24 protein-coding genes, 1 tRNA gene and 1 pseudogene are annotated in these 25474 nt (G+C 54.3%); 11 read left to right on the forward strand and 15 right to left on the reverse strand.

All coding sequences use genetic code 11. The annotated features are described in order from the left end of the window. Window positions 1-18: 18 nt before the first annotated feature. Window positions 19-648 carry a multifunctional acyl-CoA thioesterase I/protease I/lysophospholipase L1 gene (gene tesA / locus FND52_RS19555; RefSeq protein WP_125293918.1) on the reverse strand — a complete coding sequence of 210 codons (630 nt, stop codon included), beginning with the start codon at window positions 646-648 and terminating at the stop codon, window positions 19-21. Here tesA and ybbA point away from each other — a divergent pair. Continuing rightward, window positions 616-1302, forward strand: coding sequence for a putative ABC transporter ATP-binding protein YbbA (ybbA, locus tag FND52_RS19560; protein WP_144132763.1), 687 nt, complete (start codon window positions 616-618; stop codon window positions 1300-1302). The genes tesA and ybbA overlap by 33 nt on opposite strands. Further along, window positions 1299-3716, forward strand: coding sequence for a putative ABC transporter permease subunit YbbP (ybbP, locus tag FND52_RS19565; protein ID WP_144132765.1), 2418 nt, complete (start codon window positions 1299-1301; stop codon window positions 3714-3716). Before ybbA ends, ybbP begins: the two co-directional genes overlap by 4 nt. Here the strand turns inward: ybbP and mnmH are convergent. The 3 genes from mnmH to purE all read right to left on the reverse strand — a co-directional run bounded on the left by mnmH (window position 3703) and on the right by purE (window position 6540). Then, window positions 3703-4839 (reverse strand): tRNA 2-selenouridine(34) synthase MnmH, encoded by a 1137-nt coding sequence (gene mnmH, locus FND52_RS19570; RefSeq protein ID WP_144132767.1) that lies wholly within the window; start codon window positions 4837-4839, stop codon window positions 3703-3705. The genes ybbP and mnmH overlap by 14 nt on opposite strands. 127 nt (window positions 4840-4966) lie before the next feature. Then, complete coding sequence (gene purK, locus FND52_RS19575; protein ID WP_144132769.1) at window positions 4967-6034, reverse strand: 5-(carboxyamino)imidazole ribonucleotide synthase; 1068 nt, start codon at window positions 6032-6034, stop codon at window positions 4967-4969. Continuing rightward, window positions 6031-6540 (reverse strand): 5-(carboxyamino)imidazole ribonucleotide mutase, encoded by a 510-nt coding sequence (gene purE, locus FND52_RS19580; RefSeq protein ID WP_144132771.1) that lies wholly within the window; start codon window positions 6538-6540, stop codon window positions 6031-6033. The genes purK and purE overlap by 4 nt, the downstream gene beginning before the upstream one ends. A 288-nt stretch (window positions 6541-6828) precedes the next feature. On the opposite strand from purE, the gene FND52_RS19585 reads away from it, so the two are divergent. Both FND52_RS19585 and FND52_RS19590 read left to right on the forward strand, forming a co-directional pair. After that, window positions 6829-8805: an alkyl/aryl-sulfatase gene (locus FND52_RS19585; RefSeq protein ID WP_144132773.1), complete on the forward strand. Its 1977-nt coding sequence runs from the start codon at window positions 6829-6831 to the stop codon at window positions 8803-8805. Between the two features lie 61 nt (window positions 8806-8866). After that, on the forward strand, window positions 8867-9985 hold the full coding sequence (locus FND52_RS19590; protein WP_244290592.1) for a GGDEF domain-containing protein: 1119 nt from the start codon (window positions 8867-8869) through the stop codon (window positions 9983-9985). Between the two features lie 163 nt (window positions 9986-10148). On the opposite strand, the gene yahO is transcribed toward FND52_RS19590, so the two are convergent. From yahO to ppiB, 3 genes are all read right to left on the reverse strand, one after another. Then, window positions 10149-10424: a DUF1471 family periplasmic protein YahO gene (gene yahO, locus FND52_RS19595; RefSeq protein WP_125293911.1), complete on the reverse strand. Its 276-nt coding sequence runs from the start codon at window positions 10422-10424 to the stop codon at window positions 10149-10151. A 159-nt stretch (window positions 10425-10583) separates the two neighbouring features. Beyond that, entirely contained in the window at window positions 10584-11306 is a 723-nt protein-coding gene (lpxH, locus tag FND52_RS19600) for a UDP-2,3-diacylglucosamine diphosphatase (protein WP_144132775.1), read from the reverse strand. 3 nt (window positions 11307-11309) lie between these two features. Next, window positions 11310-11804, reverse strand: a complete 495-nt coding sequence (gene ppiB, locus FND52_RS19605; RefSeq protein WP_144132777.1) for a peptidylprolyl isomerase B — start codon at window positions 11802-11804, stop codon at window positions 11310-11312. Between the two features lie 177 nt (window positions 11805-11981). Between ppiB and cysS the strand changes: the two genes are divergently transcribed. Continuing rightward, window positions 11982-13367: a cysteine--tRNA ligase gene (gene cysS, locus FND52_RS19610; protein WP_144132779.1), complete on the forward strand. Its 1386-nt coding sequence runs from the start codon at window positions 11982-11984 to the stop codon at window positions 13365-13367. 52 nt (window positions 13368-13419) lie between these two features. Here the strand turns inward: cysS and FND52_RS19615 are convergent, their stop codons facing one another. Next, a complete protein-coding gene (locus FND52_RS19615; RefSeq protein ID WP_144132781.1) occupies window positions 13420-13944 on the reverse strand; it encodes a metal-dependent hydrolase in 525 nt (174 codons plus the stop codon). A 262-nt stretch (window positions 13945-14206) separates the two neighbouring features. Here FND52_RS19615 and budC point away from each other — a divergent pair, with 262 nt between their 5' ends. Further along, window positions 14207-14971 (forward strand): meso-2,3-butanediol dehydrogenase, encoded by a 765-nt coding sequence (gene budC / locus FND52_RS19620; RefSeq protein ID WP_144132783.1) that lies wholly within the window; start codon window positions 14207-14209, stop codon window positions 14969-14971. Window positions 14972-14975: 4 nt separating this feature from the next. Here budC and malI read toward each other — a convergent pair whose 3' ends face one another. Together malI and FND52_RS19630 are read right to left on the reverse strand one after the other, a co-directional pair. Continuing rightward, entirely contained in the window at window positions 14976-15989 is a 1014-nt protein-coding gene (gene malI, locus FND52_RS19625; protein WP_125293905.1) for a Mal regulon transcriptional regulator MalI, read from the reverse strand. Window positions 15990-16068: 79 nt separating this feature from the next. After that, on the reverse strand, window positions 16069-17568 hold the full coding sequence (locus tag FND52_RS19630; RefSeq protein ID WP_125293904.1) for a PTS transporter subunit EIIC: 1500 nt from the start codon (window positions 17566-17568) through the stop codon (window positions 16069-16071). Window positions 17569-18070: 502 nt separating this feature from the next. Between FND52_RS19630 and FND52_RS19635 the strand changes: the two genes are divergently transcribed. Further along, the gene (locus FND52_RS19635; protein ID WP_144132785.1) at window positions 18071-18556 is read left to right on the forward strand and encodes a hypothetical protein; all 486 of its coding nucleotides are present in this window, start codon (window positions 18071-18073) and stop codon (window positions 18554-18556) included. A 175-nt stretch (window positions 18557-18731) separates the two neighbouring features. Then, a complete protein-coding gene (locus FND52_RS19640; RefSeq protein ID WP_144132787.1) occupies window positions 18732-20534 on the forward strand; it encodes an FKBP-type peptidyl-prolyl cis-trans isomerase in 1803 nt (600 codons plus the stop codon). A 44-nt stretch (window positions 20535-20578) separates the two neighbouring features. Here FND52_RS19640 and ybcJ read toward each other — a convergent pair whose 3' ends face one another. Together ybcJ and folD are read right to left on the reverse strand one after the other, a co-directional pair. Beyond that, window positions 20579-20791: a ribosome-associated protein YbcJ gene (gene ybcJ, locus FND52_RS19645; RefSeq protein ID WP_144132789.1), complete on the reverse strand. Its 213-nt coding sequence runs from the start codon at window positions 20789-20791 to the stop codon at window positions 20579-20581. A 1-nt stretch (window position 20792) separates the two neighbouring features. Next, complete coding sequence (gene folD, locus FND52_RS19650; RefSeq protein ID WP_144132790.1) at window positions 20793-21659, reverse strand: bifunctional methylenetetrahydrofolate dehydrogenase/methenyltetrahydrofolate cyclohydrolase FolD; 867 nt, start codon at window positions 21657-21659, stop codon at window positions 20793-20795. Between the two features lie 214 nt (window positions 21660-21873). On the opposite strand from folD, the gene FND52_RS19655 reads away from it, so the two are divergent. Both FND52_RS19655 and FND52_RS19660 read left to right on the forward strand, forming a co-directional pair. After that, window positions 21874-21950: transfer RNA gene (locus tag FND52_RS19655), tRNA-Arg, on the forward strand. A gap of 162 nt (window positions 21951-22112) precedes the next feature. Next, window positions 22113-22218 (forward strand): annotated as a pseudogene (locus FND52_RS19660) (Arm DNA-binding domain-containing protein); the annotation flags it as partial. Between the two features lie 20 nt (window positions 22219-22238). Here the strand turns inward: FND52_RS19660 and FND52_RS19665 are convergent. Both FND52_RS19665 and FND52_RS19670 read right to left on the reverse strand, forming a co-directional pair. Continuing rightward, a complete protein-coding gene (locus FND52_RS19665; RefSeq protein WP_144132794.1) occupies window positions 22239-23132 on the reverse strand; it encodes a dihydrodipicolinate synthase family protein in 894 nt (297 codons plus the stop codon). A 21-nt stretch (window positions 23133-23153) separates the two neighbouring features. After that, complete coding sequence (locus FND52_RS19670) at window positions 23154-23849, reverse strand: B3/B4 domain-containing protein (protein WP_125293899.1); 696 nt, start codon at window positions 23847-23849, stop codon at window positions 23154-23156. Between the two features lie 150 nt (window positions 23850-23999). Here FND52_RS19670 and FND52_RS19675 point away from each other — a divergent pair, with 150 nt between their 5' ends. Next, window positions 24000-24461, forward strand: a complete 462-nt coding sequence (locus FND52_RS19675; RefSeq protein WP_144132796.1) for a GNAT family N-acetyltransferase — start codon at window positions 24000-24002, stop codon at window positions 24459-24461. Between the two features lie 62 nt (window positions 24462-24523). On the opposite strand, the gene FND52_RS19680 is transcribed toward FND52_RS19675, so the two are convergent. Further along, the gene (locus FND52_RS19680; protein WP_144132798.1) at window positions 24524-25462 is read right to left on the reverse strand and encodes a LysR family transcriptional regulator; all 939 of its coding nucleotides are present in this window, start codon (window positions 25460-25462) and stop codon (window positions 24524-24526) included. Between the last annotated feature and the right edge of the window lie 12 nt (window positions 25463-25474).

Raw genomic sequence — 25474 nt, forward strand, 5'->3', positions numbered from 1 at the left:
GCTCATGCCCCCGATGGGTTATGAGTCGTGTTTAACTAAAGGAGCCAGTCGCGTTTCCATCCAGTCCGCGATAAACGGCTGTGCGTCACGATTGGGGTGAATACCGTCGTCCTGCATCCATTGCGGTTTGAGATACACCTCCTCCATAAAAAATGGCAGGAGCGGGATATCAAACTCTTTGGCAAGGTCAGGGTAGATGGCGCTGAACGCTTCATTGTAGCGGCGTCCATAATTGGCGGGCAGGCGAATCTGCATAATCAGCGGTTCGGCATCTGCCGACTTCACCTGAGTAATAATCTGGCGCAGGGTAGACGCGATGGCGTTCGGCTGGAAGCCGCGCAAACCGTCGTTGCCGCCCAGCTCCACCAGTACCCAGCGTGGCTGGTGCTGTTTCAGCAGCGTCGGCAACCGTGACAGGCCCTGCGCGGCGGTGTCGCCGCTGATGCTGGCGTTGACGACGTTAACGTCGCGCGACTGCCACTTGTCATTCAGCAGCGCGGGCCAGGCGGCGTTGGCCGACATCCGGTAGCCGGCGCTCAGGCTATCGCCCAAAATTAATAACGTGTCCGCTGCGGCGGCGCGAAATGTCATTAAAGCCAGTAACAGGAAAGGCCAATGCCAGCGGAAAACATTATTGAAGTTCATCATCTTAAGAAGTCCGTCGGTCAGGGGGAACACCAGCTTTCCATCCTTACCGGAGTTGAGCTGGTTGTCAAACCGGCCCAGACCATCGCGCTGATTGGCGAGTCGGGTTCCGGTAAATCCACGCTGCTGGCAATCCTGGCAGGGCTTGACGATGGCAGCAGCGGCGAAGTACACCTGCTGGGCCAGCCGCTGCACAGTATGGACGAAGAGGCGCGCGCCCGGCTGCGCGCCAGCCAGGTAGGATTTGTGTTCCAGTCGTTTATGTTAATCCCCACGCTCAACGCGCTGGAAAACGTCGAGCTTCCGGCGCTGCTGCGCGGCGAAAATGACAAAACCGGGCGCGAGCAGGCCAAAGCGCTGCTCGAACAGCTTGGCCTCGGCAAACGTCTCGACCATCTTCCGGTCCAGCTTTCCGGCGGCGAGCAGCAGCGCGTGGCGCTGGCACGCGCCTTTAACGGCCGCCCGACGGTGCTGTTCGCCGATGAACCCACCGGCAACCTCGACAGGCACACCGGCGATCGCATTGCCGATTTGCTGTTTTCCCTGAATCGCGATTACGCCACCACTCTAATTCTGGTGACTCACGATGAACAGCTGGCGGCGCGCTGTGACCGGCGGTTGCGGCTGTGTGAAGGCCAACTGGTGGAGGAAGCATGATTGCGCGTTGGTTCTGGCGCGAATGGCGCTCGCCGTCGCTGCTGATTGTCTGGCTGGCGCTGAGCCTGGCGGTGGCCTGCGTGCTGGCGCTCGGCAATATCAGCGACCGGATGGAAAAAGGCCTGAGCCAGCAAAGCCGGGAGTTTATGGCGGGGGACCGCGCGCTGCGCAGCGCCCGCGCGGTCGATCCCGCCTGGCTTGCCGAAGCTGAAAAAGACGGGCTGCGGGTCAGCCGCCAGCTCAGCTTCGCCACCATGACCTTTGCGGGCGATACGCCGCAGCTGGCGGACGTCAAAGCGGTGGACGGCCTGTACCCGATGTATGGCGATCTGCAAACCGATCCGCCGGGCTTAAAACCTGAACCAGGCAGCGTGCTGCTGGCCCCGCGCCTGATGGCGCTGCTGAATTTAAAACCGGGCGATACCCTCGACGTTGGCGACGCCACATTTACCATCGCCGGTACGGTGGTTCAGGAGCCTGACAGCGGGTTTAATCCGTTCCAGATGGCACCGCGCCTGATGATGAACCTGGCGGACGTGGAAAAAACCGGCGCGGTTCAGCCGGGCAGCCGCATCACCTGGCGCTATAAATTCGCCGGTCAGCCAGCCCAGATTGCCCAGTACGAGTCCTGGCTGTTGCCGAAGCTTAAGCCGGAGCATCGCTGGACCGGCATGGAGCAGGACGACGGCGCGCTGGGCAAATCGCTACAGCGCTCCCAGCAGTTTTTACTGCTCTCGGCTTTACTGACGCTGCTGCTGGCGGTGGGCGCGGTGGCGGTGGCGATGGGCGACTATTGCCGTAGCCGCTACGATCTGGTGGCGATCCTCAAAACCCTCGGGGCAGGGCGGGCGCAGTTGCGTAAGCTGATTATCGGCCAGTGGCTGATGGTGCTGGCGCTCAGCGCGATAACGGGCGGCGTGGTAGGGCTGGCGTTTGAAAAAGTGCTGATGCACCTGCTGAAACCGGTACTGCCTGCGGAGCTGCCAGCCGCCAGCCTGTGGCCGTGGCTCTGGGCGGTGGGCGCGATGGTGGTGATCTCAATGCTGGTCGGTCTGCGGCCTTACCGGCTGCTGCTGGCGACCCAGCCGCTGCGCGTGTTGCGCCGCGATGTGGTGGCCAACGTCTGGCCGCTGAAATACTATTTGCCCGCCATTGTGATAGTGGTTGTGGCGCTGCTGGCCTGGCTGATGGGCGGCAAAATGCTGCTTTGGGCGGTGCTGGCGGGTACGGTGGTGATGGCGGCGCTCTGCGCGCTGGTTGGTTGGGCATTGTTGCAAGTTTTAAAACGCCTGACGCTGCGCCAGTTGCCGGTTCGCCTGGCGGTGAATCGCCTGCTGCGCCAGCCCTGGGCGACGCTCAGCCAACTGGCGGCGTTTTCGCTGTCGTTTATGCTGCTGGCCCTGCTGCTGGTGCTGCGCGGCGATCTGCTGGATCGCTGGCAGCAACAGCTGCCGCCGGAAAGCCCGAACTACTTCCTGATCAACATCGCGCCGGAACAGGTAAGTGAAGTGAAGGGATTTCTGGCGGAGCACCAGATAATCCCCGAGTCGTTCTACCCAATCGTGCGGGCGCGGTTAACCCAGATTAAAGGCGAGCCGACGGTCAGCAGCCAGGATGAGTCCCTCAACCGCGAGCTCAATCTTACCTGGCAGGACCATCGTCCTTCTCATAATCCGATCGTTGCCGGAAGCTGGCCGCCGAAAGCGGGCGAAGTCTCAATGGAAGAGGAGCTGGCGAAGCGGCTCAACGTCAGGCTCGGCGATACGCTGACCTTTACCGGCGATACCCAGGACTTCAGCGCCAAAGTCACCAGCCTGCGCCACGTGGACTGGGAAAGCCTGCGCCCGAACTTCTTCTTTATCTTCCCGCCCGGCGCGCTGGACGGTCAGCCGCAGAGCTGGCTGACCAGCTTCCGCGCCAACGGCGATACCGGGATGATCGCTCAGCTTAACCGCGAATTCCCGACGGTGAGCCTGCTGGATATCGGCGCGATTTTGCGTCAGGTCGGGCAGGTGCTCCAGCAGGTTAGCCGGGCGCTGGAGGTGATGGTAGTACTGGTGACCGCCTGTGGCATCCTGCTGCTGCTGGCACAGGTGCAGGTGGGGATGCGCCAGCGCCATCAGGAACTGGTGGTGTATCGAACCCTGGGGGCGGAAAAGCGCCTGCTGCGCACTACGCTGTGGTGCGAGTTCGCTATGCTGGGGCTGGTGTCCGGGTTAGTGGCGGCTATCGGCGCGGAAACCGCGCTGGGCTTCCTGCAAACCCGGGTATTTGACTTCCCCTGGGAACCCGACTGGCGGCTGTGGGTAGTGCTACCGGTGTGCGGCGCGCTGCTGCTGTCCGCCTGCGGCGGCTGGCTGGGCGTGCGCCTGCTGAAGGGTAAAGCGCTGTTCCGCCAGTTTACCGCGCAGTAACGCCGCCGCGCCTGTCGTCAAGCCAGGCCGCCACGCTGTGATAATCGCCGCGAAAGCAAATTTTCGCGGCTTTTTTCTCCAGCTGATAGCGGTACATCGGATCGTAATAACTCTCCAACAACGGCAGCAGCCACGCGAAATGGCCGTCAGTGTCGCCGCTGCGCTGTTGTTCTTCCAGCGCAAGACGCTGGCGCTCTGCGAACAGGGCATAACGCTCCAGCCCAAGCCGACGGCGGATGGCGTACAGGCCGTGATGCAGATAGTCGGCATAGGCCCGCCAGCCCTGTTCTTCGCCATACGCGGCGCAATAGGCCTGCTGCATATCGATAAAGTATTCGCTGCGCAAGCGCGCCAGACGGTGATCCATCGGCTCCTCCACCACGGCGACTGGCGCAAGGTTCATCTGCTCACGCAGCCGCTGCGGCAAATGGTTAGCGCCAATCATCTGTCCTTCATCTTCCAGCAGCCAGAAAGCGTGGCGATGATGTTGCCAGGTTAACTGGTTACGTAACAGCGTCGCGGCCAGCGCGTTCTCAAAACTGGCCTGGGAAAGCTGCGGCGCGAGGGTGCGGCCAAACGACGATCCGCGATGATGCGCCAGGCCTTCCAGGTCGACGCCCAGCGGTTGCGCCTTGACCAGCCCGGTTTTGCCGCTGCCGGTAAAGCCGCCGACCAGCATCATCGGCAATGTCGAAAGACTGTCTATTGCCTCAATCGCCGCCTGGCGTAGCTGCTTATAGCCGCCTTCCACCCGAGGATATTCCACACCCGCTTCGCGTAGCCACTGCTGGGTGATTTTGCTGCGCAGCCCGCCGCGCGCGCAGCATAGATAGCCGTTCGGATAGCGCAAACAGGCTTCCCGCCAGGCTTCAATCCGCGCAGTGCGCGTATCACCAGCCACTAATTGATGGCCTAACGCCAGCGCTGCCTTCTGGCCCTGCTGCTTATAACAGGTACCTACCGCCGCACGTTCAGCGTCATTCATCAGCGGCAGGTTGATAGCGCCGGGCACAGCGCCCTGGCTAAACTCCACCGGTGCGCGGACGTCGATAATCGGAATATCGTTAGCCAGCAGCATCCGCCAGTCGCGGGTATCAGGAGTGTTAGTTACAACATACTTCATGGCAGGGCCTTTTCAGTGCGAAAACCTGGGCATTGTACCCCTGGGATCGCAAGGTGAGTAAGCGCTACATGCGGCAGAAAAAGGCAGGGCGTCTTGCGACGCCCTGATTCGGATTATACAGCAGAGTTTAACGTAATTTTACCTGCGCCCAGGCGATGCCGCTGGCGTATTCCGGCGGCAGCAGCGGGACCAGCGCTTCCAGCGAGGCGTCCAGCCTGCCGGTGTCGGTATCCGATAAATTCAGATGCCCAACCTTGCGCCCTGGCCGTACTTCTTTGTCATACCAGTGCAGATGCACCAGCGGCAGTTGCAGCCAGGCCTCATTCAGATCGCTGCCGATCAGGTTCACCATCACCGAGGTGCTGGCGATCGCCGGCTGCGGCATCGGCAGATTGAGGATCGCCCGTAGGTGCAGTTCGAACTGGCTGATGGACGCGCCGTTCTGCGTCCAGTGGCCGCTGTTGTGTACGCGCGGGGCCAGTTCGTTAATCAGCAATCCGCCGGGGGTAATAAAACACTCCATCGCCATCACGCCGACGTAGCCCAGCTCGTGCATGATCGCGCCGAGCATGTTTTCAGCCTGCTGCTGCTGGTCGATATTGCTGTGCGGGAACGCCACGCTGGTACGCAGGATACCGTCCTGGTGCAGGTTGTGGGTCAGCGGATAAAATACCGTCTCGCCGTTGTGGCTACGTGCGCCGACCAGCGACACTTCACCGGAAAAGTTGATACCCTGCTCGACGATGCATTCGCCGTAGCACGCCTGCGGCAACTGCGCGGTGTCATCGGCGCGCAAACGCCACTGGCCGCGTCCGTCATAGCCGCCGGTGCGGCGTTTGACGATCGCCAGCTCGCCGAGCGTCTCAAAAACTGCAGGCCATTCGCTTTCGCTGGATAACAGCTGCCACGGCGCGGTGGGCAAATCGAGTTTGTCGAACAGCTGCTTTTGGGTCAGGCGGTCGGCAATTATGGGGAACACATCGCGGTTAACGAATGCCGGGTGACGCGCCAGTTCGCGGGTTAACGCGGTTTCCGGCCAGCGCTCGATTTCTGCGGTGATCACGCTTTGCTGAAACGGCACGGCCTCCGGCTCGGCGTCCAGTCCCACCGGCCAGACCGCAATGCCCAGCGGCTCGCCGGCCTGGCGTAGCATACGGCCTAGCTGACCGTTACCCAACACGCACACTTGTTTCATGCCGCACCCCGTGGGTCCGGATTATCCAGCACCTCGTCGGTTTGCGCTTTGCGCCATGCCGCCAGACGCGCCAGCAGCGCATCGTCATGCTGGGCGAGGATCTGCGCCGCCAGCAGTGCGGCGTTTGCAGCACCCGCTTTGCCAATCGCCAGCGTCCCTACCGGAATGCCGCGCGGCATTTGCACGATAGAGTAGAGGCTGTCCACGCCGCTCAGGGCCGCGCTTTGCACCGGCACGCCTAAAACCGGCACCAGGGTTTTCGCGGCGATCATGCCCGGCAGATGCGCCGCACCGCCTGCGCCAGCAATAATCACCTGATAACCGTTGTGCTGCGCGGATTCAGCAAAGCTGAAAAGCTTATCAGGCGTGCGGTGAGCGGAAACCACTTCAACATGGTGAGGAACATCAAGGGCATCAAGAATTTCAGCGGCATGCTGCATGGTGGCCCAGTCGCTTTTAGACCCCATCACAATGGCGATACGCGCCGGATTTTGGCTTAAAGACATGCGTCTTAAAACTCCTGTGAGTGCGAAAACAAGGTGCTTGTCGTTCAGAAGGGCTCAAAGAATAACATGGAAAAACCGCAAGGAAAACGGTTGCGTCGGCGCGGGTATGGGGTTTTTAGCCGTGACGCGCCCGCACAATTTCAATATATCGTGTTTTTTGTCTACGCTTGAAACACGCCAACGCAGCGTACTGTCCTTCTATATCTGAAATTCAAATGACATTCCTTTACGCCATCAGCCAGGGCCGCGCTGTTTTCAGCAACGTTTGTTTCCACTGAGAGGTTAAGAATGAAATTCAATCGGATAGCTGTAGGTCTCGCACTGGCTGGTTTTCTGGCTTCTTATTCACTCCCCGGCCTGGCCCAGGAAGCCCCAAAAGAGGCAGCCGCCGCCACGCAACAGGCAAATAACGCGCTGTTTAATCAACTCCCTTTCTCTGATACCCAGGATTTTACCGACGCCCATAAAGGGTTTATTGCGCCCATTCCCCAGGAAGTGATCAAAGGTGAGCAGGGTAACGTCATCTGGGATCCGACGCAGTATTCCTTTATTAAAGAAGGGGATAAAGCGCCGGATTCCGTCAACCCCAGCCTCTGGCGACAGGCGCAGCTGATTAATATCAGCGGGCTGTTTGAAGTAACCGAAGGGGTTTATCAGATCCGTAACCTTGATCTGTCGAACATGACCATTATCGAGGGGAAAGAGGGGATCACCGTGGTCGACCCGCTGGTATCAGCGGAAACCGCCAAAGTGGGGATGGATCTGTATTATAAAAATCGCGGCACCAAACCGGTGGTGGCGGTGATCTACACCCACAGCCACGTTGACCATTACGGCGGTGTGCGTGGCGTAATCGACGAAGCGGACGTCAAAGCCGGAAAAGTGAAAATCTACGCCCCGGCGGGCTTTATGGAAGAGGCGGTCTCGGAGAATATCATGGCGGGCAACGTCATGAGCCGCCGCGCCAGCTATATGTACGGCAACCTGCTCAAGCCTGATGTGAAAGGCCAGGTCGGTGCCGGGCTGGGCACTACCACTTCCGCCGGTACGGTGACGCTGATTGCCCCAACCAATTACATTACGGAAACCGGCCAGAAAGAGGTGATTGATGGGCTAACGTACGACTTCCTGATGGCTCCGGGCTCCGAAGCCCCATCAGAAATGCTGTGGTATATCGAAGAGAAAAAACTGATCGAAACCGCCGAGGACGTCACCCATACGCTGCACAACACCTATTCCCTGCGCGGGGCGAAAATCCGCCAGCCTCTTCCCTGGTCGAAATACATTAACGAGGCGCTGAATCTGTGGGGCGACAAAGCGGAAATCATTCTCGCTCAGCACCACTGGCCGACCTGGGGCAACGATAATGTGGTTAAGCTGCTGAAGAGCCAGCGCGATTTGTATCGTTACATCAACGACCAGACGCTGCGCATGGCTAACCAGGGCCTGACGCGTGATGAAATCGCCGCTAATTTCAAGCTTCCCCCTTCGCTGGCCAATACCTGGGCTAACCGGGGTTACTACGGGTCGGTGAGCCACGACGTCAAAGCCACCTACGTGCTCTATCTCGGCTGGTTTGACGGCAACCCGGCAACCCTGGATGAACTGCCGCCGGAAGAGGGCGCGAAAAAATACGTTGAATACATGGGCGGCGCAGATGCCGTTCTGCAAAAGGCGCAGCAGGATTTCGACCAGGGCAACTACCGTTGGGTGGCTCAGGTGGTCAGTAAAGTGGTGTTTGCCGATCCGAATAACCAGGCTGCCCGTAACCTGGAAGCCGATGCGCTGGAACAGCTGGGATATCAGGCCGAATCAGGACCGTGGCGTAACTTCTACCTGACCGGCGCACAGGAACTGCGTAACGGCGTGCAAAAACTGCCAACGCCCAACACCGCCAGTCCGGATACGGTACGCGCCATGACGCCGGAAATGTTCTTCGATTATCTGGCCGTACACATTAATGGTGAGAAAGCGGCGGACGCCAAAGCCGTGCTTAATTTCGATTTCGGTAGCGATGGCGGTAAATATAAGGTTGAACTGGAAAATGGCGTACTTAACCATTCCGCCAATATGGAAGACGCAAATGCGGACGCAACGATTTCGCTTTCCCGCGATGCGTTAAACCGCATTGTGCTGAAAGAAGAGACGCTGAAAGAAGCCACCGATAAGGGCGACGTGAAAATTACCGGCAATGCCGAAAAGCTAAATGAGCTGCTGGGATATATGGATAATTTCGAGTTCTGGTTCAATATTGTAACGCCGTAAAGCGTTCGCGAACGGGCGAAATTATTCGCCCGTTTTTTTGCCTGAAGGGATCTGCATCGCAATGAAACCGGTTAATAATGAGCAGCGGCTTGTCGCTACGCAAGAAATAGCCTGGGCCCGCCGGGAGGATATGGTGTATCGGGGGCTGGTGACCAGCATCCCATGGATGGCACTGGTCAATCTCTGCTTCGCAGTCATGGTCTATTTCCGCAATATATTGTTTAACCAGATAGATGCGCAGTATTCCGTTGCGCCGCAGCTGGCAAGGATGATGGATATTTCCATGCTGGGTATTTGTCTGCTTTCTTTAAGTTTGATTGTTGCAGCATGGCGAAAATTCCGTTGGCTAAGTGGCCTATTAATTCTGCTCAGCCTTATCTGGTCCGTCAGTTGCTTTTACTTTATTGTCCACTGGCGTTTACCTTTTTCATGGCCGCTAATTACCATTTTAATGCTGACCGCACTGTCGGCTCTGTACTTTTATCCACGCGGGTTACTGGCGTATTTACTTCCGCTGTGGATCACTCTGCCGCTGGCAAGCTATTTCCGTAATCAGGGTTTCAGTATTAATTTTTTCGCTGTCTGGGCGATATTCACTTTAATACTGGTCTGTGGCTACTTTGTTCTGCGACGCTGGTTTGATGAAGCATGGCGACGTAATCAACAGAATAAAATACTTATTGCTCGCCTGGACGCATTAGCACATCAGGACGTTTTGACAGGAACCGCGAATCGTCGTGCGCTGGAAATCCTTCTCAACCAGGCATCCGGACAAAACGCGGCCTTTTCGTTGATGATGCTGGATGTCGATTATTTCAAACGCTACAACGATCGTTACGGACACCAGGCGGGAGATGAATGTCTTGCGCGCGTGGCGCAGGCGCTGAAAAACGCGGTACGTTCTCCGGACGATATGGTTGCTCGCTATGGCGGCGAGGAATTCGCTATTGTGCTGTTTGATGCGACAGATAACGCCTGTGAGGATGTGGCGCGACGTATTCAGCAGGCTTTATTACAGGCGGCCATTCCCCATGAAGATTCCAGCGTCAGTAAGTTTGTGACCGTCAGTACGGGGATTGCTGCATATCGCGCAGGTCAGAATGCACAAAATATGCTGGCGAAAGCCGATGAAGCGTTATATCGGGCAAAAGAAAAGGGCAGAAATGGTTGGTCCCGTTAAGAGGGATTTCTCTCTGGCAGGAGCATGCCGATTCTTTAAGGGTGTTAATTACATCGCCTGCGAATAAATAGCGGGACAGGGAAATGGGATATTGAATTACATGGATGAGTCTTATCTCAGACGGAATACCACTCCGGTTAACCGGAGTGGTTTGCAGAATAGATTATTTTTTCTTATATATATTCGCCGTGCCATGGATCTTATTGTCGGTATTGGCAGAGGTAATTACCACCACGTCTGCCCCTTTTTCCTCTGCTTTATCAAGAAGTTCTTTCTTAGCATCAGAAGCGGAGAGCTCTCCGGAGGTCGAGATACTGCCAATTTTCTCATACTGAGATTCGACTTTATGGAAGTCATTTTTTTCCATTATTTCAGCGGCAAAAGCGTTGGAAGCAAACAGAACGGCGGAGCCCAGCAGAATAGCAGTCGTCTTTTTCATAAATGAATTCCTTGCAGAATTGAAATGCTATCAACGGTAAACCCGCCTGAGTAAGCGGGTATTAATAGCATGGTAGACAACCTCTGAAAAAACCATCTGCTGGCGTATTACTTTTTATCGCTGTTTATTGTGCATAAAGGCTGCAAGGTTATATACCCGTCAATACGGGAAAAACAGTAACTCGATATCGGTGTGACTGACTTTTATCATCGAACCTTCATGATGCCATGCGCCGAGTACATAGCGGCGGGCAGGATGGTGCTCAATGTCGAGTTCATGGATCGCCGGACGATGCGTATGCCCGTGGATCAGATGATGAACGTGGTGGCGGGTCATCACATCGATTACGGCCTGCGGATTGACGTCCATGATCGCCTCGGATTTGGTTTGATTGGACGCTTTGCTGCCGGCGCGCATTTTAGCGGCGATACGCTGGCGAATAAACAACGGCAGAGCGAGAAACAGCGTTTGCAGCCAGGGTTGATGCACTTTGGCGCGAAACCGCAGATAGCCGATATCGTCGGTACACAACGTGTCACCGTGCATAATCAGAATACGTTTGCCGTACAGGGTGAGCACTTGCTCTTCAGGCAGCAGGATCATACCGCTCTGGCGCGCAAAACGCTTGCCGACCAGAAAATCACGATTGCCATGGATGAAATAGCAGGGAACACCACTATCTACCAGTGCTTTTATCGCGCTGGCGATTTTTGCGTGCAGCGGATTGGGATCGTCATCGCCGATCCAGGCTTCAAACAGGTCGCCAAGAATGTACAATGCGTCCGCTGCGCGCGCTTCGCCCGCCAACAAACGCAGAAAACCGGCGGTAATCGCCGGTTCTTCGGTACTTAAATGGAGATCTGCGATAAACAGCGTCGCCACAGATTACTCGCTGACGGTCACGCGCTCGATGATGACGTCTTCTTTTGGAACGTCCTGATGCATGCCGCTGCGGCCAGTGGCGACCGCTTTGATTTTATCGACCACATCCATGCCTTCAGACACTTCAGCAAACACGCAATAACCCCAACCCTGCAGGCTTTCACCGCTGAAGTTCAGGAAGTCGTTATCCACCACGTTGATAAAGAACTGTGCGGTTGCGGAGTGCGGTGCCTGGGTACGCGCCATGGCGAGGGTGCCACGGGTGTTTTTCAGGCCGTTGTTAGCTTCGTTCTGAATAGGATCTTTGGTCGGTTTCTGGCGCATGCCCGGTTCGAAACCGCCGCCCTGTACCATAAAGCCATTGATTACGCGGTGGAAAATGGTGTTGTCGTAGAAACCTTCGCGGCAATAGTCCAGGAAGTTTTTAACCGTTGCCGGGGCTTTATCATCAAAAGTTTTGATTACGATATCGCCGTGATTGGTATGAAAAGTAACCATGCTTGCATCCTGTTCTGTTTAATGGGTGCTGTAACCTGCTGTTCAGGCCACACCGAGGAGGTTGTTATAGCATAACTCACCGGGAACGATCACCTTGCAAAGTGTGCTCCTTCCGGTTTGAATTTTGGGTTAATATACTTTTTTACCTGTAACCACACACTGACACGGAATCGCCTGATGTTAAAAATCTTCAATACCCTTAGCCGCCAGAAAGAGGAATTTAAACCAATACATGCCGGGGAAGTCGGGATGTACGTGTGTGGTATCACGGTTTACGACCTCTGTCATATTGGCCATGGGCGGACCTTTGTGGCGTTTGACGTGGTAGCGCGTTATCTGCGTTTCTTAGGCTACAAGTTAAAGTACGTACGGAACATCACCGATATTGATGACAAGATCATCAAGCGCGCCAATGAGAACGGCGAGAACTTTACCGCGCTGGTGGACCGCATGATTGTTGAAATGCATAAGGATTTCGACGCGCTGAATATTCTGCGCCCGGATAACGAGCCGCGCGCCACCCAGCATATTCATGAAATCATCGAAATTGTTGAACGACTGATTGCCCGGGAACACGCCTATGTGGCGTCCAACGGCGATGTGATGTTCGCAGTAGAAACCGATGACGATTACGGCCTACTGTCACGCCAGGATCTGGACCAGTTGCAGGCAGGCGCGCGGGTTGAAGTGGCAGATGTGAAACGCAACCCAATGGATTTCGTGCTGTGGAAAATGTCCAAGCCGGGCGAGCCGAGCTGGCCGTCTCCGTGGGGCGAAGGGCGTCCGGGCTGGCATATCGAATGTTCCGCCATGAACTGCAAACAGCTGGGCAGCCACTTTGATATTCACGGTGGCGGTTCGGATCTGATGTTCCCGCATCATGAAAATGAAATCGCCCAGTCTACCTGCGCCCATGATGGCGAATACGTGAACTACTGGATGCACTCCGGCATGGTGATGGTTGACCGCGAAAAGATGTCTAAATCGCTGGGCAACTTCTTTACCGTGCGCGACGTGTTGAAATTCTACGATCCGGAAACCATTCGCTACTTCCTGATGTCGGGTCACTATCGCAGCCAGTTGAACTACAGTGAAGAAAACCTCAAGCAGGCGCGTTCCGCGCTGGAGCGTTTGTACACCGCGCTGCGCGGCACCGACATTAACGCCCAGGCGGCAGGCGGCGAAGCCTTTGAGGCCCGTTTTGTCGAAGCGATGGATGACGATTTCAACACGCCGGAAGCCTATTCGGTGCTGTTTGATATGGCGCGTGAAGTTAACCGCCTGAAGTCCGTGGACGCGGCGGCAGCCAACCAGATGGCGGCGCATCTGCGTAAGCTTTCTGGCGTGCTGGGCCTGCTGGAGCAGGACCCGGAGCAATTCCTGCAAAGCGGCGCTCAGGCGGATGACGGCGAAGTGGCGGAAATTGAAGCGCTGATCCAGCAGCGTCTGGATGCCCGTAAAGCCAAAGACTGGGCGGCGGCGGATGCAGCCCGCGACCGGTTGAACGAGATGGGCATCGTGCTGGAAGATGGGCCGCAGGGCACCACCTGGCGCAGGAAGTAATCCACTAATACGAATAATAAAGCGGCGAAAGCCGCTTTTTTTTGCCCGTGATTTAGCGGCGGCGCAAGCGCCAGAGCACCAAAGCCATCAGCACGCCCGGCAGCCATACCCACAGCAGTTCAGAAAGGATGACCTGATGCCCTTCGGGAGTCAGGTATTTTCGCAGGGCGAAGGGGGCGACTTTAATCACCTGCCATGGCGCGAAAAAACGTTCATCCGACCAGGGCCACAGCCAGCCCACGCCTTTCCCTCCGGTGGTGACTGAATCCAGCAGGCTGTGCGACAGCAGCGATACCGTTAAAAACAACCAGCAGCGCACCAGCCCGGTTTGAAACCATCGTCGGGCAATCAGCACACACAGCAGCGGCACCACAAATGCGAACAGCAGCGAGTGAGTAAATCCGCGATGACCAAAAACATTGCCGTATTCCACGCCGAGGCGGAACGAAAGCACATCCGCATCAGGCAACATGGCGAGCGCAATGCCCGTTAATAGCAGACGGGGCGGAATGATTTTACTGCCCAGGCCGAGCCCAAGGCAGAGCGGAACGGCGGCGTGGGTAACAATGGTTGGCATAACAACTTCCACGGTAAAAGGTTGCGGCAAACTATAGCTCAGCGCAGGTCCATCGGGAGCAGGAGGTTATCTGAAACCAGAGGGGGAAGGGTGCCAGGATGACGCGCGGACTTGGCGTTTGATCACATTTTTAAACTTTTTTATTTGTCCTAAAAACAGTGTCTTAGAAACGAATCCCGGTTATCGACTTGCGATGTGCCCACAGACTGCCAGTCTTAAATCAGTCACTTAACGCAGCATTGCAACATAAACAGGAGGTTACATGGCACGTTTTCAGCAGAAAGTGGTGGTGATCACTGGCGCAGGGTCCGGGATTGGCGAAGGGGCGGCGACGCGCTTCTCCAGTGAGGGAGCCAGCGTTGTGCTGGTGGGCCGTACGCCGGAAAAACTGGAAAAAGTGGCGGCTAAATTACCGCAGGGTAAGCATCTGGTAGTGCCATGCGATGTATCGAAAGCCGATGAAGTTGAAAATCTGGCACAGCGCGTGGTGGATGAGTATGGCCGCGTGGATGTGCTGGTGAATAACGCGGGCGTGATCGTGCAGGGCCGCATTGATAAAATTACGTTGAATGACTGGGAAACCGTGATGGGTACCGACCTGAACGGCGTGTTCTACTGCACCCACTATTTCATGCCGGAGTTACTGAAGACCAAAGGCAATGTCGTGAATATCTCTTCTGTTTCCGGCCTGGGTGGAGACTGGGGGATGAGCGTATATAACGCCGCTAAAGGCGCTATCACCAACTTTACCCGCGCGCTGGCGATGGATTATGGTGCCGACGGCGTGCGGGTTAACGCCATTTGCCCTGGCTTTACCTTTACCGAACTGACTGAGGATATGAAGCAGAATGAGCCGCTGCTGCAAAAATTCTATGAGCGCATTCCGCTTAAACGCGCCGGAGAGCCGGAAGATATCGCCGATGCTATCGCGTTTATCGCCAGCGATGATGCCCGCTACATTACTGGCGTAAATCTGCCAGTCGACGGTGGCCTGACGGCATCGAACGGGCAGCCACCGCAGGCGTAATGCATCAGGCGGAACCGCGGACAACCAGCTGGCCGGACAGCGTAATCCGCTGGACCGGTAAATCGGCGGTTTTTAGCTTGCGAAGCAATAACTGCGCCGCTTGCCGCCCAGTTTCTTCACTGGCAGAAGAGACATAGGTGAACGACGGCGTAGTTAAATTAATCATCAAATCTTCAAAGCCGATCAGCGACACCTGCTGGGTAAGAAACACATCTTTACCCACGGTGCGCCCTACCTGGTTGATGGCGTCTATACAGCCGATTATGGCGTTGGGCGAATGGCAAAGCAGGGCAGTGATTTTGTTATTGCTTTCCAGCAGCTCTCGTACCACGGCGCTGGCGGCCTGAGTATCCTCCCGGCAGGCAGGGGTAAAGTCTTCACGGGGCAATAACCCATATTGCGTGAGCGCGGACCGGTAGCCGGAAAGCCGTTCGTGACGAATTAAACAGCGCGCATCGCCGCCAATATAAGCAATGCTACGATGGCCACGCTCAATCAGATAACGCGTGGCAAGGCTTCCGGCCTGGCGATTGTCGCGCATCACCAGATCCCGCTCGCAATTGAGGGGCGATTGTGAGACCACCACCATCGGCAAAGGGCTTTCGCTAATCGCTGCGGGTACACTGTCGGTTTTGGATTCCGCGTCTAAATAAATCACGCCTGCAACGCCCTGACGGGTAAACGCCAACAGGCACTGTTCGAGACGTTCAATATTGCCCTGCGGCTGAGCCAGCACCACCATAAAGCCTTGCTGTTCCAGTTCGTGGACAATGCTCGACGTCACGCGAACAGCGAAGGGATCGTTAAAGTCATGAAGAATAAGGCCGATGAGATTAGAGGTATTGGCGCGGAGATTCGCGGCGGCCACGTTATGGACATAGCCCAGATCGTCGATGGCGGCCTGCACCTTTTCGATGGTAGCCTGAGATATTTTCCCTTTCTGGCGTAACACCAATGAGACGGTAGAAACTGAAACTTCTGCCCGCTTTGCCACATCAATAATGCTGACCTTTTTCATCGCTCTCCTGATAAGTCCTTTTTTCTGCGGAATAACAACGCCTCCCGTAACATACAGGAGGCGCAGCAGAAAATCGCGATCACTTACCAATCATAGTGGAAATGGTTTGAGCGATAAATTGCGCCCGCGCACCAAATATCACCTGTACGCCGCTGTCTCCCACAAAGACCACACCGCGAGCGCCCACGCTGTTTAAACCATCGCGATCGACCAGCGAAGCTTTATCCACTTCCAGACGCAGGCGGGTAATGCATGAACCCACGCTGTCGATATTTTCCGGGCCGCCCAGCAGGTTAATGATATCGGTCGCCAGTTCGGTGTCGGTTTTGTCATCGGCATTCACTGCAATTTCCGCACGGCCCGGCGTTTTCACATCGAAGCGACGGATCACGTAGCGGAAAGTGAAGTAATAGATCAGACCCATCGGCACGCCGACGATGACAGCATTCAGGAAATTGGTTTGATAGCCGTTAAACGACGGCAAAATCCCGAATGAAATGTAATCGATGAGCCCAGCCGAGAACGATTTGGCGATATGCGCATGCAGCAAATACATGCACATATAGGATAACCCGGCCATCACTGCATTAAATACATACAGGATCGGTGCCACAAATATAAAGGTGAACTCAACCGGCTCGGTAATGCCGGTTAAAAAGCAGGTCAGGGCCGCAGAGAACAGGATGCCGGAGGCGATCTTTTTGTTTTTGGTATTGGCTTCGTGATACATGGCCAGACAGGCGGCGGGTAGCGCGAATAACATCAGCGGGAATTCGCCCTGCATAAACTTGCCTGCGTTATGGTAGGTATCGCTGCTGAAGCTTTTCACGCCTTCTTCCAGCATTTTGAACCAGATTGTCTGATCGCCGTGGATCACCTGGCCGGTGGCGGTAGTGTAATCGCCAAAGGAATACCAGAACGACGGATACCAGATATGGTGTAAGCCGAGTGGGATTAGCGCACGCTCGACCAGGCCAAAGATAAAGGTGGACGCCGCCTGATTATCGCCGTTAACCACTAATGACAGCGCATCAATTCCCGCCTGGATATGCTGCCAGACGTAGGGCAGGGCGAGGCCGAGGATAAACGATAAAAACGCCGTAGCGATGGCGACAAAACGTTTACCCGAGAAGAAACCTAAAAACTCCGGCAATTGCATGGTATGGAAACGGTTATAGCACCACGCGGCCAGGATGCCGCAAATCAGACCGCCAAAAACACCCATCTGCAACGTGGGGATACCCACGACCATGGCGTATTTACCGCCGCTGGCCGCCATTTCTGGCGTAATGCCCAGTACAGTACCGATAGTAATATTCGTGATGAACACCGATACCGCCGCGGACAGCGCCGCGATCCCGGATTCTGACGCTAATCCTACCGCAGAACCAATAGCAAACAGCATGGGGAGATTGTCGAAGATGACTCCTCCGGCATTCATCATTAACGGCAAATGGAACTTATCACCAAACGCCAGCAGTAAACCCGCCGCAGGCAACAGCGATATAGGCAGCATTAATGCGCGGCCTATCATGGATAGCTTTGAAAGCGACTTAACCAACCCTGACATCAGACTCATGCTGATTCCCCCAAGTAGACCAGGCTTATGCCCTGTTTTATGTAAGTAGAACGTTTTAGTAGAACGTTCTACTCATGATGATGCAGGTTGAACCAGACTCGCAACAGAAAGTTAACCTCTGGTCACAAGAAATTCTTATTCTTTGAAGTGGGTCAGAAAATGCCTGTAACGAACGGCTGTGAGCGCGCGCGGTTCAGCTATCCCGCGTTTGACGGTTCATTAAAGGTGCGTAAATATACGCAGTATTCATAGATTATATTGACGATAAAAACGAATAAATAAGATTAGCTCCTGTTAATTATAATTGGTGGGCATATATCAATAAATATCAATATTCTCCTTAAATAAATCATAGTGGCAGCTAAAAAAGCTGGGATTGTTTTGTGAGTGGTTTTTATTGGATAATGAGCGGCCATCACGGTGTGAAGTCAACACTATTTATTTTCATTTAAAGAAAACCTGGCAGTTGTACTCTGCACGTAAATTATCATGAGGTTATATTGTGGCTTATATTAATCAATCCAATAAATACAACAGAACAATAATGCCAGCTTTATCTGTCACGGTTTTGTTATGGCTGAGCGGTTGTCAGAGTCATGAGCCCGAAACGGTATCGAACGTTACTCCTGCGCCGCAGCAGCAAAGCAACTCCACGCCGCTGCCATCAGCGCAAATTGCGCCAGCCGAAGCATCATTAACGGATCCCGCAATTAATACAGACACACCTTCATCCGGGACCGCCACGGTTTGCCAGCATGAACTGGCGGCATTATCAAAAATAAACCCTGCCAAATATGCTGCGCATAAAGCCATTTTCGATAACCTTCTGAAAAGCGCCTCTTTATATTCAACCGTACGTGAAGATGTTAATGCTCAAACGAAAGACACCATGGACACGTTATACAAATATAAGACCCAGAAAATTTGCAACGATATTGAGCAGGCCATTCATGAATCTTTAGTGAGCCGGGGAGAAAGCGTTAAATGAACAGATTTAAATTAGCACCGCTTTTTTTTTTATACTTCCGTTAGCGGCCAGCGCTATCGCGGCGCAACCCAGCGATGAGTCCAGTACGCTTAAATCCCTGGACAGCATCACGGCACAGTCGAGCGGCGTTCCCGCGTTATTACTGGCGAAGCCCGTTGATTTACCGGCACCCGTGGTGACGCCGTCCGGCAAAGCTAAAAAACCTTATCGCAAAAACGTATCCCATCCCGTAAATCCTCCTTCGCAAAAAGCGCCGCAAGCTGATGCAGCCTGGACGCAGGAGAAAGCGGCGTTACTGAAAGCCGCCGCAGAAAACCGTAATCAGATCGAACAGTTGCAGGCTCAGCTTAACGCCGCAAATAACCGAGCAGTGAGCGGAGTAGATCAGGAAGCGCTAAAACAGGCAGAAGCCTGGAAAACTCAGCTTGCCGAAATGAAAAAAAACCAGTCGGCGCAAGCCGCGCAACTGGCGCAGACCCAGCAACAGTTGATGCTAAGCGAGAAAGTGGCGCAGGGCTTGAAAGATCAGCTGGCCATGCTGAGTGTCGCAAAAGGTGATAACACTCAGCAAATCAGCCAGTTACAGATAGCGCTACAGGAGAGCCAGAAACGGGCGGCGGAAGACCAGAAACAGATCGCCGGGCTAACCAGCGGCCAGGCGGCGAAAGCGAAGGTGCTGGCGGATCTTCAGCAGCAGCTGGCTCTGAGCCAGAAACAGTTCCAGGAAGCGAAAGCGCAGATCGTGACGCTTTCAGGCGCGCAGGATCAAAAAGTCCAGCAGATGCAAAAAGCGTTGCAGGAGAGCCAGAAACACATGGCGGACGACCAGAAACAGATCGCCGGGCTTGTCAGCGACCAGGCGGCGAAAGCGAAGGCGCTGGCGGATCTTCAGCAGCAGCTGGCTCTGAGCCAGAAACAGTCACAGGAAGCTAAAGCGCAGATCGCGACACTTTCAGACGCGCAGGATCAAAAAGTCCAGCAGATGCAGAAAGCGTTGCAGGAGAGCCAGAAACAGGCGGCAGACGACCAGAAACAGATCGCCGGGCTAACCAGTGAACAGGCGCTTAGCAAAAAAGCAGCGACGGAAACGCAAAAAGTGCTGACTGAAAGCCAGAGTAAAATCAAAGCCCTGGAAAAACAGCTTGTAGATTCCGCTCTTGCGCAAAGCGTCAAAGATAAGTCATTACAGGAGGCGCAGCAGAAGCTGGCAGATAACCAGAAACAGAGCGAGGCGCTTACAGCGAAGTGGCAGGAAGCCAGCAAGCAACTGGAGGCGCAGGCAAAACAGCTGGCAGACCTGCAAAAAGCGCAGCCTGAGGTCGCAAAAACTGGCAAACCGCAGACTAAAAATGAAATCCGCGACTATGCGCTGGGTGCATTCTGGGCGCAGGAAATCATCGGTATGATGAAGAACAAAGAGGGGGATGGTTACCGTATCGCTAAACAGCAGGTTCTGAACGGCATGACCGATGAACTCAACAATCAGCTTAAGCTGTCTAAAGAAGATCTGGTCAGCGTCCTGAAAGAGTTGGATCAAAGTTCACAGGCGAAAGAAAAAAGTTTAGCGACCGAAGCGATGTCGCAAGGCAACGAATACCTGACTCAGTTCAGTAAGAAAGCTGGCGTAAAGCGCGCCTCGCTGGGCTATTACTACCTCATCGCTGATAAGGGCGTCGGGAAAATCGCCAGCAGCGACACGGTTGCCGTCACGATGCGCGAAAGCCTCACCAACGGAAAAGTCATCAGCGATATGACTAAAAAGGGAACAGTGCTGGCGCTGCCGTTGAGCCAGTTTCCGCCATTGTTCAAATCCGCGATTTCACAGGTCAACAACCGCGGTGAGCTTCGCATCGTTGTGCCGCCTGAACTGGCTTATGGCGAAAAAGGCAGCTTGCCGGAGATTCCGCCAAACTCCACGATGATCTACGACATCAAAATAATCGACGTGACCCACAACCCGCCGAAGAAAAAAGCCTGATATGTCCGGGTGTAAAAAGGGCCGCGATTGCGGCCCTTCGTTGATTACACAGTAACAGTTACGCTATTGCCATCAAAGCTCACCGTCTGACCCGCAACGATTTTACAGCGCTTACGGGTTTCAACAGCGCCGTCTACTTTCACCAATCCTTCGCCGATGGCGATTTTGGCCTGTGCGCCGCTTTCGCTCCAGCCTTCCAGCTTCAGCAAATCACACAGCTCAACGTGCGGGTGTTTACCAAGAGAAAATGTCGCCATGTTACACGCCCTCCACGTCGTGATACTCTTCGCATGCCTGAAGCGTATTCTGAATAAGCGTAGCCACAGTCATCGGCCCCACGCCGCCAGGCACCGGCGTGATATAAGACGCTCGCGCGGCGGCTTCTTCAAAAACAACATCGCCGACAACTTTGCCATTTTCGAGCCGGTTGATGCCGACATCAATGACAATCGCGCCTTCTTTGATCCACTCGCCTGGTATAAAGCCAGGTTTACCTACTGCCACGATCAGCAGATCGGCGTTTTCAACGTGCTGGCGCAGGTTTTTGGTGAAGCGGTGAGTCACGGTGGTGGTGCAGCCGGAGAGCAGCAGTTCCATGCTCATCGGGCGGCCGACAATATTGGATGCGCCAATGACAACCGCGTTAAGCCCATAAAGATCGATATTATAGCGCTCAAGTAGCGTCACAATGCCGCGTGGGGTACAAGGGCGCAGACGTGGCGCACGCTGGCACAAACGGCCCACGTTGTAAGGATGGAACCCGTCGACGTCTTTATCAGGCGCGATACGCTCAAGCACTTTCACGTTGTCGATGCCCGCAGGCAGCGGCAACTGGACCAGAATACCGTCGATAGTCTTGTCGGCATTTAATTTATCGATAAGCGCCAGCAGCTCTGCTTCGGTGGTGGTTTCTGGCAGATCGAATGAGCGAGAAAGGAATCCAACTTCTTCACACGCTTTGCGCTTGCTGCCGACATAAATTTGCGAGGCGGGGTTCTGGCCAACCAACACTACCGCAAGCCCTGGCGCACGTTTTCCGGCATCCAGGCGCGCTTTTACTTTTTGCGCAACCTCAAGCCGTACCTGCTGCGCAATCGTTTTACCGTCAATAATCTTTGCTGCCATCAGAGAGAGGATTCCATCTGTAGTCTAAAAGGAGAGGGGATGTTGATATTTTGTCAGAAGCGCGGCGTGCTGTCAGTCACCAATAGCGGTTTATGCTTAAAAGGCAGGCAGACGGCGGAAAAGCCATTGACTCACAAAGCACTCACCGTATAATTCCACGCGTTTCGCAGCGCCTTGTTTTTTATTACAGGAAGCCTGCTTAAATGCCTTTAAGGCGCCCTTAGCTCAGTTGGATAGAGCAACGGCCTTCTAAGCCGTGGGTCGCAGGTTCGAATCCTGCAGGGCGCGCCATCTTAAGTTCTCCTGACATCTATTTAAGTCTGCAAAACCCCAATAAATCAGCATTAACAGGCACTTTAAGGTGTCTCAACGTTTTTTCTCGTCTAATGAATTCTATACCAGTTCGGGGGTACATTTGGGGGGGTTCTTGTTCAATGAAGGAGATACCCCCAAATGAAACTGACCGCCCGGCAGGTTGATACTTCTAAGCCAAAAGATAAGCCCTATAAATTATCTGATGGTGGGGGGGCTGTACTTGTTGGTTAATCCCAACGGTTCCGGCCACGCTTTTGGGTTAGATTACTTCAGCTCAAGCAGGCTTATCACATGGGCAATATCCGCGATATCGCCTGCTGACAACGGTTGCAGAGGACGAGGCAGGCAATCCGTGGCGGTAAGCCCAAGCACACCAGCGGCAGCGGCAATAACGCGAATACTTCCGCCATGTTTACGGAACAGCGACCACAACGGCTCAAGGCGGGTTGTCAGGGCAGTAACGCGTTCATTATCGTTTGCCGCCGCTGCTTCAGTGATTTGTTTCGCCATCTCAGGGAACAGACCGCCACACACGGAATACCAGACTTCACAGCCAGCGTTTAATCCCAGCCCCGCATAAGCATCGCCACTGATACCGATTGTTACGCCAGGGCGCAGATGTTGACGTAACGCATTCACCCGCTCAGTCGCTGCAGCCGGACTATCCGGTACACCAGGGATCTTGACCGAGCGAACCCCCTCAAGTGATGAGAGACGACCGTGGAGTTCATCCGTAAAGGTAAAATGGGTAGTGCCCGGATTATCATAGATACACACCGGTACAGACACGTGCCGGGTAACGGTCTCGAATAGTGAGAAGACCTCTTCGTTACGGAGTGACTGGTAGCTGACCGCCGGGAGTAACAGGGCATTCGCGCCAGCTGCCTGTGCATCATCTGCCAGATGCAGAATGGCATCGGTACTGGTCGCCCCCACGCACACCATCATTGGGATATCCCCGGCATGCTGTTTTGCCAGAGTTGCTACGCGCTTGCGCTGCTCCCGGGTCAGATAGGCGTAGCTTCCGGTTGACCCCAGGATGCCCATAGAATCAACGCGAGCTTCTGTAAGGCGGGAAAGAATATGGCTAAAGCCCTTTTCATCCACGCCGCTGACGTTGACTGGGGTTAATGGAAACGCCGACAAGCCGGTAAACATAAATGTTTCTCCTGAAGGATATTACTGGTGTTGTTCTTCGATGAGAGCAACGTCAAACCACAGACCGGGCATCATTTTTTCAAGGCCGTCAGTCAGCATCTTCCCGGCTTCGTGAAGCGTCTCCAGCGGCATCTGTGGGAGACTCTCCAGAATGAACCACATTTGCTGAGCTTCCACGCCCAAGCGGGTTCTGATCCCCTGTCGCCAGTTCCAGCGACGGCAAGTCACGCCGATATCATCACACCAGATAACCTCGCCTTGTGAAGGATATTCAATGGCCGTTTCACCCTCTTTGACAGTATCAAAAGGCTCTGTTCCTTTTGCCACAGCCAGACGTGGTGAACCCTGATAGGCAGAGATATTCTCTCCACCAACTGGTACGGCATAGCGGAGGCTGACGGCATTATAAAGATCAACGATGGGATCGAGCGCTGGCATCGTTCCGTCACGTAATACCCGCTTACGTAACGCATCAGCTGAGCAAGGGGTGCGTTTCGGTTTAGCACCAAACTTTTGAAAAACGTCAGCCCATGCGGCGAGATGAGATTCCGCCCATTCCGGTTTACCGGCCAGAACTGCTTCACAGGCTTTTCGCAGTGCCGTTTCTCCAGTGTCGGGATTCAGCACTGGCGCAGCTTTTACGTAGATACTAAGTGCCCGGAAACCTGGAGCAATACGATAAATTTCAGGGGCAATTGACGGGGAAACTGTTAACACGTGATAATCCTGTAGTGACCATTTTATCCCATGATAATGACCGATGACCAAAAAAGTCAATTTAATGACCGATGAGAAAGCATCCTGAGTATTTCACGGTATGCCAGTAGGGCTTGTCTCATCACAAGTAAGTTCATAAGGAGTTGTTCAATGGATAATCAGCCTCTGAGTTTTATTAAAGACAAATTTACTGTCACAACCGATCCCGCCTTTTTTCAACTGGAAGCCATTCACGATTACCTCTCTCAATCGTCCTGGGCGCCTGGCATTGATGCTGAAACGGTCAGGATATCCGTCCAGAACAGCCTTTGTTTTGCTCTTCTGGATGGAACAAGACAAATCGGATTCGCCCGGCTGGTCACAGACTATGCCACTTTTGGTTATTTGTGTGACGTCTACGTGCTAAATGATTATCAGAAGAGTGGTCTCGGCCGTTGGCTGATTGAATGCTGTCACGCCCATCCGCTGATGTCACGTCTGCGACGGATAATGCTGGTCACTGACAGCGCGCCCTGGCTATATCAGAAGCTGGGGTATGCCCCTCTGAACCGGAAAGATTTTGTCTGGCAAATCAATCGACAAGACATTTATCGTAAAGCCGGGCAAAAATAAGAATACCGCGTCCGGCGGCACCTTGCTTTCTGGATGCCCATCCTGGAGTGAGTGACCAGACTTTATTGGTTTGGCAATTGTGCTCTGCGTATTTCGGTATGTTTAAAACAGTGGCGTATTGAATCCATCACGCGTTCGCAGACGGGGGGAAGTTCACAATCGGCCAATCGCAAAATCCCCAGGGTTAATGTCAGTGCCAGTGGTGGAGACACATGAAGCTTCACAACATTACCCGTTTCAACAGCACGTATCATAGAAATATCAGTCGCTGCGAGGATGGCGTCACTGGAATCCAGGAGATGGCGAACGAGCTGAAAGTCGTTACTCATTACGCGGAAATGTTGGTACAGGCCAGAGTGTAAGTCATAAAGACTTTCCATATGCTCCACAACCGCAGGATCAAAATAACCGGCAGCAATCACCATCGGCCATGCTTTGATCATTGCGATATCAATATCTGTTGTTTTCGCCAGAGGATGTTGACTGCTGGCATACCATGCAAAACCGCAGGTAAACAGGCTTTCAACCACTAAATCTTGTTGATAGCGCGCAATACTTGCATCACCGACAAAGAAGTCAATTTGTCGGGTGCGTAGCAAATTCAGCAGCGGTGCGGAGGTATCCACGCTGAAGTTAATCTGCACTTCCGGCAAATCGCGCAGCAGTTTATCCAGTAAAGGGCAAATGAGTTCATCCATGAGTGAAGAGCCCATACCCAATGCGACCCGTCCTGATTTCCCTGATTGCATCATCTGTAAGTGACGTTTTCCTTCATTCTCATTCATCACTATCCGGCGGGCAGTGGCTTCCCATGCAAGCGCATACGGCGTTGGCCGCAGGCGACGATCGCTGCGCGTAAACAAGGGCACATTTAACTGTTCTTCCAGTGCGCGAATGCTGCGTGAAAAGGCTGGCTGGCTCAGATGCACTTCTTCCGCAGCGGCACTCAATGAGGGATTGTCCAGCAAAGCGATAAAGTGTTTCAGCTGACGGGTATTCATGACGGCCCCACT

It is taken from the genome of Atlantibacter subterraneus (genome assembly GCF_007570865.1).
In the GTDB taxonomy this organism is placed as follows: domain Bacteria; phylum Pseudomonadota; class Gammaproteobacteria; order Enterobacterales; family Enterobacteriaceae; genus Atlantibacter; species Atlantibacter subterraneus.

What these genes read in the sequence shown, in the direction of transcription:
- ybbA (WP_144132763.1), top strand. Translation starts at nt 616, where the DNA reads ATGCCAGCGGAAAACATTATTGAAGTTCATCATCTTAAGAAGTCCGTC.
- tesA (WP_125293918.1), bottom strand. Translation starts at nt 648, where the DNA reads ATGATGAACTTCAATAATGTTTTCCGCTGGCATTGGCCTTTCCTGTTA.
- ybbP (WP_144132765.1), top strand. Translation starts at nt 1,299, where the DNA reads ATGATTGCGCGTTGGTTCTGGCGCGAATGGCGCTCGCCGTCGCTGCTG.
- mnmH (WP_144132767.1), bottom strand. Translation starts at nt 4,839, where the DNA reads ATGAAGTATGTTGTAACTAACACTCCTGATACCCGCGACTGGCGGATG.
- purK (WP_144132769.1), bottom strand. Translation starts at nt 6,034, where the DNA reads ATGAAACAAGTGTGCGTGTTGGGTAACGGTCAGCTAGGCCGTATGCTA.
- purE (WP_144132771.1), bottom strand. Translation starts at nt 6,540, where the DNA reads ATGTCTTTAAGCCAAAATCCGGCGCGTATCGCCATTGTGATGGGGTCT.
- FND52_RS19585 (WP_144132773.1), top strand. Translation starts at nt 6,829, where the DNA reads ATGAAATTCAATCGGATAGCTGTAGGTCTCGCACTGGCTGGTTTTCTG.
- FND52_RS19590 (WP_244290592.1), top strand. Translation starts at nt 8,867, where the DNA reads ATGAAACCGGTTAATAATGAGCAGCGGCTTGTCGCTACGCAAGAAATA.
- yahO (WP_125293911.1), bottom strand. Translation starts at nt 10,424, where the DNA reads ATGAAAAAGACGACTGCTATTCTGCTGGGCTCCGCCGTTCTGTTTGCT.
- ppiB (WP_144132777.1), bottom strand. Translation starts at nt 11,804, where the DNA reads ATGGTTACTTTTCATACCAATCACGGCGATATCGTAATCAAAACTTTT.
- cysS (WP_144132779.1), top strand. Translation starts at nt 11,982, where the DNA reads ATGTTAAAAATCTTCAATACCCTTAGCCGCCAGAAAGAGGAATTTAAA.
- FND52_RS19615 (WP_144132781.1), bottom strand. Translation starts at nt 13,944, where the DNA reads ATGCCAACCATTGTTACCCACGCCGCCGTTCCGCTCTGCCTTGGGCTC.
- budC (WP_144132783.1), top strand. Translation starts at nt 14,207, where the DNA reads ATGGCACGTTTTCAGCAGAAAGTGGTGGTGATCACTGGCGCAGGGTCC.
- malI (WP_125293905.1), bottom strand. Translation starts at nt 15,989, where the DNA reads ATGAAAAAGGTCAGCATTATTGATGTGGCAAAGCGGGCAGAAGTTTCA.
- FND52_RS19630 (WP_125293904.1), bottom strand. Translation starts at nt 17,568, where the DNA reads ATGAGTCTGATGTCAGGGTTGGTTAAGTCGCTTTCAAAGCTATCCATG.
- ybcJ (WP_144132789.1), bottom strand. Translation starts at nt 20,791, where the DNA reads ATGGCGACATTTTCTCTTGGTAAACACCCGCACGTTGAGCTGTGTGAT.
- folD (WP_144132790.1), bottom strand. Translation starts at nt 21,659, where the DNA reads ATGGCAGCAAAGATTATTGACGGTAAAACGATTGCGCAGCAGGTACGG.
- FND52_RS19665 (WP_144132794.1), bottom strand. Translation starts at nt 23,132, where the DNA reads ATGTTTACCGGCTTGTCGGCGTTTCCATTAACCCCAGTCAACGTCAGC.
- FND52_RS19675 (WP_144132796.1), top strand. Translation starts at nt 24,000, where the DNA reads ATGGATAATCAGCCTCTGAGTTTTATTAAAGACAAATTTACTGTCACA.
- FND52_RS19680 (WP_144132798.1), bottom strand. Translation starts at nt 25,462, where the DNA reads ATGAATACCCGTCAGCTGAAACACTTTATCGCTTTGCTGGACAATCCC.